Origin of the sequence: Butyricimonas faecihominis (assembly GCF_033096445.1) — a bacterium.
Lineage (GTDB): Bacteria > Bacteroidota > Bacteroidia > Bacteroidales > Marinifilaceae > Butyricimonas > Butyricimonas faecihominis.
Genome location: NZ_AP028155.1, coordinates 2816797 through 2831458, shown reverse-complemented (window position 1 = coordinate 2831458; position 14662 = coordinate 2816797). Strand labels below are relative to the sequence as shown.

The 14662-nt window shown below is 46.8% G+C and carries 12 protein-coding genes; 4 read left to right on the top strand and 8 right to left on the bottom strand.

Going from position 1 to position 14662, the window contains the following annotated elements:
* Positions 1–44: 44 nt before the first annotated feature.
* Together R8806_RS11820 and R8806_RS11815 are read left to right on the top strand one after the other, a co-directional pair.
* Positions 45–2402: a TonB-dependent receptor gene (locus R8806_RS11820; RefSeq protein ID WP_124317006.1), complete on the top strand. Its 2358-nt coding sequence runs from the start codon at positions 45–47 to the stop codon at positions 2400–2402.
* Between the two features lie 391 nt (positions 2403–2793).
* Positions 2794–4011 carry a C1 family peptidase gene (locus R8806_RS11815; protein ID WP_124317005.1) on the top strand — a complete coding sequence of 406 codons (1218 nt, stop codon included), beginning with the start codon at positions 2794–2796 and terminating at the stop codon, positions 4009–4011.
* A 197-nt stretch (positions 4012–4208) separates the two neighbouring features.
* Here the strand turns inward: R8806_RS11815 and R8806_RS11810 are convergent, their stop codons facing one another.
* Genes R8806_RS11810 through R8806_RS11795 form a run of 4 tightly spaced genes read right to left on the bottom strand, consistent with a single transcriptional unit; the run spans position 4209 to position 8401 of the window.
* On the bottom strand, positions 4209–5219 hold the full coding sequence (locus R8806_RS11810; protein WP_124316575.1) for a histidine kinase: 1011 nt from the start codon (positions 5217–5219) through the stop codon (positions 4209–4211).
* Positions 5220–5221: 2 nt separating this feature from the next.
* Positions 5222–6661, bottom strand: a complete 1440-nt coding sequence (locus R8806_RS11805; RefSeq protein WP_124316574.1) for an MBOAT family O-acyltransferase — start codon at positions 6659–6661, stop codon at positions 5222–5224.
* 3 nt (positions 6662–6664) lie between these two features.
* A complete protein-coding gene (locus R8806_RS11800) occupies positions 6665–6907 on the bottom strand; it encodes an acyl carrier protein (RefSeq protein WP_124316573.1) in 243 nt (80 codons plus the stop codon).
* 6 nt (positions 6908–6913) lie between these two features.
* Positions 6914–8401, bottom strand: coding sequence for an amino acid adenylation domain-containing protein (locus R8806_RS11795; protein WP_124316572.1), 1488 nt, complete (start codon positions 8399–8401; stop codon positions 6914–6916).
* Between the two features lie 177 nt (positions 8402–8578).
* Between R8806_RS11795 and R8806_RS11790 the strand changes: the two genes are divergently transcribed.
* Both R8806_RS11790 and R8806_RS11785 read left to right on the top strand, forming a co-directional pair.
* The gene (locus R8806_RS11790) at positions 8579–9895 is read left to right on the top strand and encodes a cobyrinate a,c-diamide synthase (RefSeq protein WP_124316571.1); all 1317 of its coding nucleotides are present in this window, start codon (positions 8579–8581) and stop codon (positions 9893–9895) included.
* Between the two features lie 109 nt (positions 9896–10004).
* Complete coding sequence (locus tag R8806_RS11785) at positions 10005–10487, top strand: ferritin (RefSeq protein ID WP_124316570.1); 483 nt, start codon at positions 10005–10007, stop codon at positions 10485–10487.
* Positions 10488–10541: 54 nt separating this feature from the next.
* Here the strand turns inward: R8806_RS11785 and cbiB are convergent, their stop codons facing one another.
* From cbiB to R8806_RS11765, 4 genes are read right to left on the bottom strand one after another with little or no spacing between them, the layout of a single operon-like run.
* On the bottom strand, positions 10542–11480 hold the full coding sequence (cbiB, locus tag R8806_RS11780) for an adenosylcobinamide-phosphate synthase CbiB (RefSeq protein WP_124316569.1): 939 nt from the start codon (positions 11478–11480) through the stop codon (positions 10542–10544).
* A 9-nt stretch (positions 11481–11489) separates the two neighbouring features.
* Positions 11490–12506 (bottom strand): pyridoxal phosphate-dependent aminotransferase, encoded by a 1017-nt coding sequence (locus tag R8806_RS11775; protein ID WP_124316568.1) that lies wholly within the window; start codon positions 12504–12506, stop codon positions 11490–11492.
* Between the two features lies 1 nt (position 12507).
* Entirely contained in the window at positions 12508–13986 is a 1479-nt protein-coding gene (locus tag R8806_RS11770) for a cobyric acid synthase (RefSeq protein WP_124316567.1), read from the bottom strand.
* Positions 13987–14046: 60 nt separating this feature from the next.
* Positions 14047–14619 (bottom strand): cob(I)yrinic acid a,c-diamide adenosyltransferase, encoded by a 573-nt coding sequence (locus R8806_RS11765; RefSeq protein ID WP_124316566.1) that lies wholly within the window; start codon positions 14617–14619, stop codon positions 14047–14049.
* Between the last annotated feature and the right edge of the window lie 43 nt (positions 14620–14662).

Below are 14662 nucleotides of genomic sequence, written 5' to 3'. Positions count from 1 at the left end.
AGACTATGTTAATAATGCTTTATTCATTATTAATATATAGTTGTATGAAAAAAGTTGTTGTATTAGCATTGTTGCTGTTTGTGTGTGTCGGTTCGCTTCTCGCTCAAGAGAACGACAAGCGAAAGAAAAAGAGTATCACGGATTCTTTATTCCGTATCGATCAGGTGGATGTGATGCAGAAAAAGAAGAGGATTGATTTGTTGGGATTGGATGTGCCTTTACGTTTCGTTCCGATAACGGTGAGCAAGTTGTCTAGTCAGATGCTTGACCGGAAAGGGATTGTCGATCTGATGGATGCCGTTAAGTTTTTGCCGGGGATTGTAGCGAAAGACAAACAATACGGGCAATTCCAACAGTTTTCCATTCGCGGACAGGGGAGTGCGGTTGTTATGATTGACGGGATTCGCGATGAGCGGACGTTGAAGAATAACGTACCTTACGGGGATTTGGCTGCCGTGGAGTCTATCGAGTTATTGAAGGGTCCCGCTGCTATTTTGGCCGGACATTCGGCTATGGGTGGCGTGTTGAATATCGTGCGCAAGAAAGCATCTCCCGATTTCTCGGCCAACGCTCGTATCAGTTATGGTAGCTGGGATGAGAGACGAGCTACTCTTGGTTTCGGGGGAAAACTTGTGGGACCTCTCGAATATCGTGCCAATATCAATTATTCAACGGGTGACGGATGGCGTGAGGTGAATGCAAATCGTTTTTCCGTGTATGGTGTTTTGGGAGCTGATTTAGGAAAGTGGGGACGTATTGATGTGACCGGTAGTTATGCCGATGATGATTACACGACCGAGATCGGGGCTGCACCCGTTATGCCCGGTGATATGTTCTACGTGGACGGAGACAAACCGTACGCGCTGAAGGGGGATCGTCACCCGGAGGCGGATTACCGCGAGGTTTATAATGACTTTGCCAATAATTACATGAAACGGAAAGTATGGGATATGTCTGTGTCATACGTTTACCAGATCACGGATTGGATGAAGTTGAAAGAACGTTTTTCCTATTTCCACAGTGATTTGGATTATCATTGTATTGAGGGGCTTTCTTACCGCACTTCCAAAGACCCGATATACAAATGGTATTATAAAAAGTCAGAGACCGAGAAGATTTATGTTGACTTGGATACGGTTCAACGGGGAAATGCTGCCCGTCAGAACCCGTTGAATTTTAACCCGGACCATAAAAACGTGAATAACACGATCGAGTTGACCGGGAAGTTCGAGACAGGTTCCGTGTTGCATAACTACACGTTGGGATGGACGTACAATTGTTTTGATTTCGCCCAGTATAACGGTTATGGAGATGACGATTTGTGGGGGCCCGGCTTGGATGCACTTTTGCCTGTGCGGGATCCGCATATCGTGCAGGGGTGGTGGGACACGAAAGTTTCAGCCGTTTCCCTGCGCACGGAGAGAACGCATGGAATTTATTTGCATGACGTGATCGAATTTAATGATAAGTGGAAAATGATGGCATCCGGGCGTGTGGATTTGTATAGCCGGAAAACATCAAGTGCCACGATTGATGACGGGAAACAGAAATATGAAACGAAGAACAGGAAAGAATGGAAAGAGGTGGAGACCTCGGCATTCACGTATCGAGTGGGTGTCGTGTATTTCCCTATGCCTGAATTGTCATTCTACGGTTCTATTTCTTCTTATTTCAATCCTGTAACCACGACATATAGTCCTACCGTGATGTATTTGGACCGCAAGGGTAACGAGTTCAATCCTGACGAGGATGGGGGCGAAGTGTTCAAGCCGGAAAAGGGGTATTCCACGGAAGTCGGTGTACGTTACACCTTGAACGAGATGGTGGATATAAACGCAAGCGTGTTTTATATTCGTAAGTATAATATCGTGAAGAGTCTGGGAGACACGACGGTATTGGTGGATGGCGTGGCCACGGAGAAGAGTATCCGGGGACAAGTCGGAAGAGCCGACTCGCGAGGTTTTGACATTGAGGTGGTTGTTCGTCCGTTACCGACTTTACAAGTTACGGGAGGTCTCGGTTGGTCGGACTATCGTTTGCGGGAAATTGCCGAGAGCGGACGTTTCTCTAAATATAAGGAACAGAATAAAAATGTTCGTGCCACGGGTGTGCCTCGTACGACATTCTACGCTTATGCCGATTACACGATACCACGCGGGGTGCTAAAGAATTTGTCATTCCATTTGAGTGGAAATTTCAAGGATAAGGTGTTCCGGAATATAGATAACCGGTTGTACGATCCGGCCTTGTGGTTGATGGATGCGGGTATTTTCTACACGATCAAGAATCACGTAACACTGGCATTGAATGTTAACAACTTGTTTGACAAGGAATATTTCGAGCGGACCACGATCATGGCGAAACCCCGGAATTATCAGGCATCGGTTTCTTATACTTTTTAATTAAAGAAAGGGAATTTGAAAGAAGTCAAGGAGGATGTCAAACTCCCTCCCCCCTTCGGGGTATTGAGCCTGCAAGCAGTCTCGAATCGGCTCTCGCTCGACAGACAACGAGTAAACTCTCTGTCTGTTCTCGCTTACTCGCCGATTTTCCCCTATAAACAGAGGGAGAGCTGAAATACTCCCTGTCTTCGGGAAGAATCACCAGCTCCTCCTCTGTTTATAGAGGAGGTGGCCGAAGGCCGGAGGAGTTTATTTTGTAACAGAGAGAACTGTTTAGGCAGTTCTCTTTTTGTTATTGGCTAACGTAAATATATTCAGCTTGTCAGCTTGTTTTGCGGTTCTTTTTATACTTTTGCAGGCAGACAATTAAATCACAATCAATATAAAAGATATGAAGAGAACAGCATTTATTTTATTCGCCTTCGTTTTCGGAGGGTACATGATGGCCCATGCGCAGCAGAATACGACGGCACAGGACACGACAAAGCCTGTAGGCTACCAGTTTACTGATATCAAGAGATTGCCCGCTACCTCCGTGAAGGATCAGTATCGTGCCGGAACTTGTTGGTCATGGTCAACGTCCTCTTTCCTAGAGTCGGAAATGATGCGAATGGGGAAAGATTCGGTGAATTTGTCGGCCATGTATTTCGTGAAACACGCTTATTCGGATAAGGCGGATAAATATGTTCGCTTGCACGGGGTGTTGAATTTTGCGGTGGGAGGAGCCTCTTCGGATGTGACGAATATGGCAAAGAAATATGGGATTGTGCCTCTTGAGGTGTATCAAGGATTGAATTACGGGGAACCGAGTCATGTTTTCGGAGAGATTGATGCTGTTTTGAAAGCTTACGTGCAGGCGGTAGTGGAAAATAACAACAAGCGGTTGAGTACGGCGTGGAAACGGGGATTCGATGCTATTCTGGATACTTATCTCGGACCGGAGCCGGAGAAGTTTGAATATCAAGGAAAAGAATATACACCGCAGACTTTCGCTAAAGAGGTGGTTGGTTTAAACATGGATGACTATGTGAATTTAACCTCTTTCACGCACCATCCTTTCTACACGGAGTTCGCTATTGAGGTTGAGGATAACTGGTCTTGGGATAAGGCTTATAATCTTCCGTTGGAAGAGTTGATGCAAGTGATGGATTATGCTATTGATAATGGTTATACTTTCGTCTGGGGTGCTGACGTGAGCGAGAAAGGATTTGCTACGAAGGATGCAGGGGTTGCCGTGATCCCCGCAACGGACACGAAGGAGATGAGCGGTGCGGAAATTGCTAAATGGGAAAAGTTGCCGAAGGGACAGCAGATGATGGATGCTTTCAAGCAAGGTCCGGCTCCCGAAAAGACGATCACGCAGGAGATGAGACAGGAAGAGTTCGATCGTTACCTGACAACTGACGATCACGGAATGCATATCATTGGTAAAGCAAAAGATCAGAACGGAACTCCTTATTTCATCGTGAAGAATTCTTGGAATAAGTATAACAAATTCGGAGGGTATTTCTACACATCTTATCCTTATATGGCTTTGAAGACAATGGATATTATGGTTCACAAGAATGCTATCCCGAAGGCGATAAGGAAGAAATTGGGAATCAATTAATTTTAAATTTAATAATTTTAGATTTTAGATTCCAGCCGCACAAGGCTGACGCTTTAACTACCCCCTTCGGCTCCCCCTTGCACAGGGGGAGAGACGGACGCAAGAAATCGTATCAATGTTTCAATGTCGCGCATCCTCCCGCTGTGTAAGGGGGAGTTAGAGGGGGTAGTCGGAAATTTAAAATCTAAAATTTAAAATTAGCGAGTTGTTTTGTGCGTGGCATACACGCTGTCCAGTAGTTGGCGTCCGAGACAGGGGCGATAGTGCGAGCCTTCGTAGTAGTTCCGGATGTTATTTGTGTATTTGTTGATGCCGGAAAAGTCATAAACGTTTTCAGCTCCGAATATTTCTTTCAATTGCTTCACGTCCGCCGGGTTCAGACGTATTTGTTTGTATTCCGGGCTAATGATGATTTTGTACTTCGTGTGGTGATTTTGGAATACTTTTGCGATTTCCGATAACAGTTTGATTTGTGGTTTCATTAATACCGGAGGGTGAACCCGGTCTTCCCCGGGACGGGGACGGAATCTCTTTTTATGTTTTTCCCAGTAATGGTCACCGAGTTGTTCTATTTCGTGTTCCCGCGGGTTCCACAAGTCGTTTGTGACAACATTGCGGATGTTTTTGTCGGGATTCACGATTCCTCTCATGTAATTGCGGTAGCGTCGGCATACCCGGTAATCCATGTAGGGAACCAGAAATTTCGGGTTGAAGAATTCTTGTGTGAACTGGGATTGGAATTTGAATTTATTCATCCCGCTGACTTCCGGGGGAAGTAGGTGCATGTAGCCCGTGGATAACTGATATTCTCGTAATAGGGTGGCATCGACGATGAGCAGAACATTTGCAATATGTTCCTCTTCCTTGTCAAGAGCCATCACTTTCCGGTGTACGGCAGCCAATCGTTCAGCCGTCCCGTACAAGCGTATAGCCTTACTCCCGTTGAGGTATTTTTCCCAGTCGGAGGTCAGAAATGCCATCGTACAGGAATTTCCTAGGATGAAGGAATCGAAGTGCAGGGAATCCCGGTAATTCTTGTATGTCTTCCAACCGATGTAATCTTCGTTCAGGAAGATCGGATCATTGTCATATTTTTTGTATTCCCGCAGAACCTTAAAGGGATCATCGTAAAAATAGAACCCAGCGAGGACAAAGAAGGGAACGAGAAAAAGCACGCATTTTATTATAAATCCTTTGAAAGTTCTCATGGCTAAAACTGTAAATAAATGAAATCTTCAGATCCGAATTGTCCGAATAGGAACATGAGTAGTACGAGCAGGTAGTAGACCCCCCAACGTATGATTCTGTGGCGTTCGCTCAAGGCTTGCAATAGGTCCCGTTTCGACATAAAGTATTCGTATAGGAAAAGCACTACGACGGCAACCCCGGCAACGATACATTCTTGGTCGGTCATCCCTAGTCGCAGTTCTTTAATCGAGGTGTGCAGGTTGAAGGAGAGGTGACTGATCATGTATCCGGCATCGGATAGCGAGGGCAGACGGAAAAATAGCAGGGAGAACGCAAAGAGCAGGTAGGTCCGGAGGATAGAGTAAACCCCGAACACGTGTTTCCCCACGCTTGTTTCCACTTTATTCCGGTAGGCCACGGTCACCATCTCGTAGCTGATGATAAGTCCTTGGATTAACCCGTATATCACATAGTTCCAACCAGCCCCGTGCCACACGCCGAGTAACACGAAGGTTACCACAAGAGCGTAGACGATGCCCCACTGTCCCCAATATCGTTTACTTGCCGCGATGGGTTGGTAAAGGTAATCCCTGACCCAGAAGGAGAGGGACATATGCCAGCGGCGCCAAAAGTCGGTGATTGTCTTTGCCACGAACGGACGGTTAAAATTGGGTGACAGGCGATAGCCGAACATCATGGCTCCACCGATGGCCATATCCGTGTAACCGGAGAAATCGGCATAAAGCTCGATCGGATACAATAGTCCGGCGAGTAATAGCTGCGCCCCGGAAGCGTCTTGCACGGAGGCAAATATACTATCCAGATGCGGAGCCAGCCGGTCGGCGATCAGGACTTTTTTCATCAAACCGATCATCATGAGTTTCAGACCGTAGGTAACCGTGTCGTAGTCGAAACGTTTCTCGATTTTCAACTGCGGGAGCATATCGAAGGCCCGTTCGATCGGTCCGGAAAGGAATTTCATGAAAAATAGCATATAGAGCATGAAGTCCGGTAGTGAGCGTTCAGGTTCTTCCTCTTCCCAGTAGACATCAATAAGATAGCCGAGTGCTTGGAAGGTATAGAACGAGATTCCCAACGGGAAGAAAACAGAGGTGATGGCTCCTTTCCAGTCCACGCCGAACCAACCGAGTAGCACGGCGATGTTTTCCCCGATGAAATTGAGGTACTTGAATGCCACGAGGAACAGGACGAGAAAGACGATTCCCCCGACGAAGACTCTCCGGCGTTTGTTTTCCTGTTCCTGCATCCCGATCCAGCGCCCCCAGTAGAAGGTTATTGCCGCAATGAGTGCGGCTATCAGTAGGTATGCGATGTTGAAATAACCGACAAAGATGCAACTGGTTAGTAACAGGACCGGTTTCTGGTAGCTGCCTTTTACCGTGTAATATAGGATTAGGCAACAAGTAAACAGAATGACAAACGGTAGAGAGAGAAACATCATAGGCTACTTCTTTTTAGCTTGGATGGATGCGCACAGGTCACCCACGTGTTTGAATTTCAGTATTTCACGCAGGCCGAAACGAATGTTGTAATGTTTTTCGATGGCCGTGATGAGGCGCATATTCGTTAGAGAATCCCAGCCGTCCACGTCTTTTGCCGTGGTCTCGGGAGTTAACGTGATGTTTTCGTTTTTTAGAATGTCACGAAAGATCGTGTCCAGTTCGCGTAAGATTTCTTCGGTTTCCATAGTTTTTTATATTAATGTCGTTAATGCTTTCCGGTCAATTTTACCGCTGGTGTTTAACGGAAATTCTTCCAAAAAGTGAACTTCGGTTGGTAACATGTAGACGGGTAAGTGTTCCTTCAGATAATGGAGCAAGGTTTCCCGTTCATGGGGTGTTGTCCCGACGAACAAGTGCAATTGGCATCCCCCGTCATCCTCTTTCTTGGGAACGACGACGGCATTGGTCTCGTTCGGGAAGAATTTCTTTGTCCGGTATTCGATCTCGCTGAGTTCAACTCGGAAACCCTGCACTTTAACTTGGTAGTCTTTACGTCCGCGATAGATGATGTCCCCGTCCGGATCGATAGAACATAGGTCGCCTGTTTTATAATACTCTTTTCCGTTGAACTGGGCGAATACCTGTCGGGACTTTTCCTCGTCTTGCCAGTAGCCTCGCATGACTTGTTTCCCGCTTACCCATAATTCTCCTTGTTCTCCGGTCTGCACGGGTATTCCCTTCTCGTCCATAATCATGGTGTCGATTCCGGTGAAGGGGTGGCCGATGGCGATCATCCCGTTGTGTTGTTTGCAACCTTCGGGAGGAATCCGGTAAGCCGTACAATAAATTGTGGCTTCCGTGGGACCGTACAGGTTTACGAACTCCGCGTTGGGGGCGCAGGCCCTGAAACGTTGGAGAAGATCGGCATTTGCCGCTTCTGCCGTCACGATAAGGTATTTGAGTTTTGGAACGTGAATCTCGTCAAAGTAAGGGGACAGGAATTGTAATAGGGAGGGAGGCATGGCCACGAAAGTCAGTTCCTCGTCTTCCATCAATTCGTACACTCTCATGTATTTTAACTTGTTTGTTCCCACCGTGTAAATGCTGGCTCCGAGGGTTAACGGGTAGAGGGTGGACACGACTGAAACGTCGAATGTCAGTTCGAACATTTGCAACATCCGGTCTGTCGGCCCAAGTTGCCAGCCCAGTTGATGGTAGGCGGCATAGAATGCGTTCAAGTTTTTCCGGCTGATCGGGACTCCTTTGGGAACCCCGGTACTTCCGGAGGTGAAAATGATGTAGGCATTCTTGTTTGTATCCTGCGTTTGCTCTCCTGTTAGATGGTCTATATTTTCATCCCGTAGCTCTAATGTTGAAATACATTTGATCTCGTTGGAGAGGCCTTGCTGCGTACCGGATGCGTGACCGTATAATACCCGTTTCATTCCGGTGGATTCCACAATGGTTCTGTTCCGACTGTCCGGGTAGTTGGGATGGAGGATTACGTAAGTTTTCCCGGATAACAAAACGGCCAGAATAGAGGCGTACGTTTCGATGCAATCTTCCGCGATGATTCCGATAATGTCTTCCGGGCAATCCTGCACGAAGGGCATAATTCCTTGCACTCGGGCAAATACCTCCTGATAGGTGTAAGAGGTATCATCAATTACAAAAGCCACATGATCCGGGTAATTTCTGTAAACCCGGACGATGTCTTTAATCATGTCCATTTCCTTCATAAATCATTCCTTTATACTTGAGGCCCGCTCCCGGCGTCCATTCCGAAAGTTTATCCATGTTGCAACCGCCTCAAATATCGTAACGCTACAAAAATAGGCTTTTATTAGAAACATCCAATGTTATTATACTTTTATTATTTCGAGAAGTTTTATCTTTGCGTGTAAATGCTGAAAGAAATGAAACAGAAACCATTCATCATGATCGGGGCGGCAAGTTCCGGTAGCGGGAAGACGACATTCACGTTAGGTCTGTTGCGATTGTTGCGGAACCGGGGAATGAAGGTACAACCTTTTAAGTGCGGGCCGGATTATATTGATACGAAACATCATGCCATGGCCGCAGGAGAGGAATCCGTGAATTTGGATACTTACATGGCATCGGCGGCACACGTGCGGGAGCTGTACGCCCGGTACGGGACTGCGAGTGATGTCTGCGTGACGGAAGGGGTGATGGGGTTGTTTGATGGGTACGATGGGATGAAGGGGAGTAGCGCGGAGATTGCCGAGTTAATCGGTATTCCCGTCGTGTTGGTACTTAACGCAAAGTCCACGGCCTATACCGTGGCCCCAGTGTTGTATGGTTTTAAACACTTCTATCCGGGAATCCGGGTTGTCGGGGTCGTGTTTAACTTCGTGGCATCGGTAGCGCATTATGCTTATTTGCAGCAGGCTTGTGCGGATGCCGGAGTGGAGGCATTGGGGTATATCCCAAAGGATGAAAGTATTGTTATCCCGTCCCGTCATTTGGGATTGTCGATTGATGAGACGTTTTGTTTTGATACGTTCGCGGATCGGGTGGCAGAGGTGATTGACAAAACCGTGAATGTCGATCGTTTACTGGAACTTTGTACGGTGGAATTTTCCGGTGAACAGACGCAAGATGTCGTTTGTTTCGGGAACAGGAAGATCGCTATTGCCCGGGATGAGGCTTTTAATTTCATGTACCGGGAGAACGTGGAGGCATTGAAACGAGCCGGGGAGGTGGTGTTTTTTAGTCCGCTGCGTGATAAAAGTCTTCCGGAGGCCGATATGGTCTATTTTCCCGGAGGGTACCCGGAACTACATTTGGCGGAGTTGGCAGCTAACGAGGGAATGAGACAGTCTGTCCGGAAGTATTGTGAAAACGGGGGGCGAGTACTGGCAGAATGTGGTGGAATGATGTATTTGTGTGACACGATTACAGACGGTGACGGGAAGGTTTATCCTATGGCGGGCGTGTTGAAACAAGGGGCGACAATGGAGCAGATGAAATTGAAATTGGGTTATCGGGAAGTTCGTGTAAACGGTCAACGTATTCGGGGGCATGAGTTTCACTATTCCCGAATATTGCCTACGAATGAGAAAATACCTGTGATTGGCACGATATATAATGCCAAGGATATGGTGGTTGATACTCCGGTATATACCTATAAAAACGTGTTGGCAAGTTATATTCATTTTTACTGGGGAGAGTGTGGTATTGATCATTTTTTAATGTTAATGAGTCAAAAATGACAAAATGTCTTAAGCTATATTTTTAATGACATAATTTTGGAGTGGCATGTAATTTGTTCGTTCTTCAAACGATTTGGAAGAGTGAATATCAAATTTTAAATAAACAATTATGTTGAGCGAAAATTTAGTAAAGGCGTTTAATGCTCAGATTAATGCTGAGATGTGGTCATCCAATTTGTATTTGTCAATGTCCGTGTATTTTGCACAGAATGGTTACGACGGGATGGCATCATGGATGAGAGCGCAATCAAAAGAGGAATTGAATCATGCTTATGAAATGATTGACTTCGTGATCAAACGGAACGGGAATGTAGAAATTGGTCAGATCAACGTGGTACCGACAGCATGGGGTTCTGTTTTGGAAGTCTTCGAGCATGTTTATCAACACGAGTGTCATGTTTCTAAGTTGATTGATGATTTATTGGATGTAGCTATCAAGGAGAATGACAAAGCTGCCCAGAATTTTATCAATGAGTTCGTGAACGAGCAAGTGGAAGAAGAGTCTACTGCACAGACTATTGTTGATAGAATCAAGATGATGAACGGTCATAACTTGATTTATCTGGATGATAAATTAGGAGAACGGAAATAAATTAGTTCGAAAAAAAACGAGGGGTCACTTCAACATCGGTGGCCCCTCGTTCTTTTATATCAATGGTATGAAAACAAGGCAAATAAGGATTACCGTGATCAGGCATACCGATTGATTGATGCGGGCGGCACGTTTGTAATCCCTAATCGATAATTCCCTGTCGTTCGTTCCGATGTAAGGCTTTTCCACGAGTATTCCGTGATAAATGTTCGGTCCCCCGAAACGGCAATCGAGGATTCCGGCCATAGCGGATTCCGGGTAACCGGAGTTGGGACTGGCATGTTGGCGGGCGTATTTTCGGATGAAGGAAAAGATCCCTTTCCGGTAGCCGGACAGGACGATCAGAAGTGCTGTTAGCCGGGCCGGGATATAATTCAGTACATCATCCAGATGAGCCGAACAGCACCCGAAATCTTTGTAACGTGCATCTTTGTACCCGATCATGGAGTCGAGCGTGTTTACCATTTTATAAGCCATCATGGCAGGAAATCCTCCCAAGGCGTAAAAGAATAAAGGGGCAACTACCCCGTCACTTAAATTCTCTGCCATGGTTTCCAGCACGGCGGTATATATTTTTCTCGGGGGAAGTTGGCTAGTGTCTCTACCGACAATCCACGACAAGCGTTTTCGTCCGGCGTCCAATCCTTGTTCTTCAAGGGTTCGAATAACTTCTCCGCCTTCCTGTATAAGACTGTGGTTCGCCAATCCGTAGAAAACGAACACGGAGGCGACGCAGTAATACACGAAGGGGTGGAGCATCCAGCTTCCTAAGGCGAGAAGTCCCCCTAAAAGGAGTGTGGAAAGTGGTAGGATGATGGCAATCAGGCACCCGTTTCGTTTTTTGTGTTTCCCTTTGTTGAAATGTCGTTCACACCATCCGATAATATTTCCGAAGGCTACGATCGGATGAGGTAATTTCCGGGGGTCTCCAAAAATGAGATCGAGAAGATACCCGATGATGAGAGGGACGATGACGATTGAAAACGAGAACATGGTAACCGATTATAAATCAGTGATGGATAATAATCTCAACGCCCGGAGTAGCATCTGATTTTTTTCATCCGAGAGTGTGTTTACCCGGAAGTAATGTTCGTCCAGACCTCTGAAATTCGAGGCGTCCCGTATCAGAATCCCGAATTGTTTCAATAGTTCCTGTTTTAACACGTGGGATTTATGTATCGTGTGAATAAGGAAAAACGAGGTTTCCGAGGGGACGGGAGAGTATCCGGGAAGTTCATCGAAAGCGCGGACAAAATTCTCCTTACGCTTGAGCAACCTGCCCGTGTCGGGTAGAAGGTATTTTCCATTTTGCAGTAGGAATTTTCCGATCTCGATGGCTAGTGCATTCACGTTCCACGGGTGGGTGAAGCGTTTGATCCGGTCTATCAGGTTTTCGCTGCCCAACATATAGCCTAAGCGTAATCCGGGGATGGCATAACTTTTCGTCATGGAATGAATGACCAGTAGATTAGGATAACTGGCTAATAACGGTTCGGATGGCTGTGCCGTGGGGGCAAAGTCAATGAACGATTCGTCCACGACAAGTGTCATTTGAGGGTATTGTTGTAAAATATTTTCAATCTCTTCCAGCTTCCACACGTGCCCGTCAGGATTGTTGGGGTTGCAGATAAACATTAAGTCTGCGGGGCCTGCCTGAAAGTCTTTTATGGGTACGAATATCTGTTGGTGCCTGTAAAGGGTGCAAGCGTCTTCGTACTCCGAAAAAGAGGGAATGGGAAGGATGGTTTTACTCCCTTCGAAAGCGTGTGCGATCAGGTAAAACAGTTCCGTGGCACCGTTTCCGGCAATCACGTTTTGTGGTTGCAGGTTGTGGAACCGGGCAACTTCCCGTACGAATGATTCGGCGGCAGGCTCCGGGTAATGGAATATTTTGTCGATTTGGGTGATCAGCATGGAACGGAGAATATCCGTGTCCGCGTCATACCATACGTTGGTGGAGAAATTAGCTTTTATTTCCGTGTTTGATTTGTATATGTCATCTCCGTGTCCGTTCAGCATATTACTTGGTTTTAAGGGTGGAATAAATGTATGGCAGGTCAACGTGTGCGCGTACGTGATCGGCCAGTTTGTTATATTGTTGATCTTTGAAATCGGTATAATTGAAGGTTGTGGGGGTTGCTTGGGTCAGTCCTTCTGCCAGTTCGTTGAGGACGATGTCATTGTCCAGAATTCCGTGGAGGTAACTACCCCAGCATCTTTCGTTTAAGATATAGCCGTCCGTTCGCCCGTCGTGTAAACGGTTCAAGGGAGATTCCGGAACCCCGTCCAACAAGGTTGTTCGACCCATGTGAATCTCGTACCCCTTGCAGGTTTCCGGGTGATTGCGGAAGGTGAATTGGTCTTGGCGAGTGACTTTTTCAGGTTCCATGATCGTGACAAGAGGAAGGATGCCCAAGCCGGGAATGGCGGTCATGTCACCCTCTATCTGATCCGGGTCCTCGATCCGGGCGCCCATCATCTGGTACCCCCCGCAAATACCGATCACTTTTTTACCTTCCTTGTGAGCCCGGATGACTGCCTCCGCGATACCGTTTGCCCGGATGTTTCGCAGATCGGAGATTGTGTTTTTCGTTCCCGGTAGGATAATGATGTCGGCTTTGCCAATTTCTTCCACGTTATTCGTGTAGTAAGCATGAAATCGTTCGTCTCGTTCCAGTACGCTGAAGTCCGTGAAATTGGAAAGGCGTTTCAGGAGTACGATGGCCACGTTAATCTTGCCGCTCCCGGCTTTGGTGTTTTTGGTTTCCAGTGAGACGGAGTCTTCTTCTTCGATATAAATGTCCTTGAAATAGGGAATCACGCCGACAACAGGTATACCCGTGAGGTCGTGGATAATCTTTCTTCCCTCGTCGAAAAGAGATATATCTCCTCTGAATTTGTTGATGATAATTCCTTTAATCAATTTTTTTTCTTCCTCTGAAAGCAAGGCGATGGAACCGTAGACGGAGGCAAACACTCCCCCCCGGTCGATGTCCGCCACCAGATACGTGGCGGCATTTGTGCGCAATGCCATCCGCATATTCGTAATGTCTCTTTCCCGCAAGTTGATTTCCGAGATGCTCCCGGCTCCTTCCAGCACGATGGGAGAGTAGCGGGCTTGCAGACGTTCATAGGCAGCGTATGCTTGGTTGAATAATTCGGCCTTGTTGTTGGACATGAAGTATTCTCTGGCAGACATATTCCCGACCGGTTTTCCGTTGAGTACGACCTGCGAGCATTGTTCGTTCGTGGGTTTCAACAGAACGGGATTCATGTCGCTCTCCGGGGTAATGCCACATGCCTCGGCCTGTACCGCTTGCGCCCGTCCGATTTCCAGCCCGTCGGGAGTGGAATATGAATTTAGTGACATATTCTGCGCCTTGAAGGGGGCCGGGTGGTAGCCATCTTGTTTGAATATTCGGCAAAACGCCGTGTTAACAATACTTTTACCCGCATCCGAGCAGGTCCCGACAAACATGATTGAACGAAGAAAAGACATGTATATTTTAGATTTAATGATTTTAGATTTTAGATTCCAGCCGCACAAGGCGAACGCTATTCATTGATTCTTTTTTTTGTAAAGGAACGCTTTCCATCTCTCTTCTTCCGCACCTTGCTGATCCATTTCCCAGCGGGCCATGGTAAATAGTAAGTCCGAGAGGCGATTCACGAATCGCAGGATAAGTGGGGGAACTTCGTCTGTTTTGTTTAGGGTACATAATCTTCTTTCTGCCCGGCGGGCGATCGTGCGGGCCACGTGGCATTGGGCTGAAATCAGCGTTCCGCCCGGCAGGATGAAATGGGTGGACGGGTGTTGCATCTCGCTGTTCATACGGTCGATTTGTTGTTCGCAATACCGGTCTATATCTTCCGGTAGGATGTTCTGGTTTTGTTCCCGGATGTTTGAGGGAGTTGCCACTTGTGACATGACTATCATTAACGTTCGCTGTATGTATGCCAGAATTTCTTGCCGTTTATCCTTCTCGTCTAGCAAGGCTCGAATGACACCTAATGTGGCATTCAGCTCGTCAAGGGTCCCGTTTGTTTCAATACGAATATCATCTTTGTCCACCCGGCTCCCGCCGAATATTCCTGTTGTTCCTTTGTCCCCGCCTTTCGTGTATATTCTCATGTTAATTGAAAATTGAAAATTGAAAATTGAAAATGTGGAGATT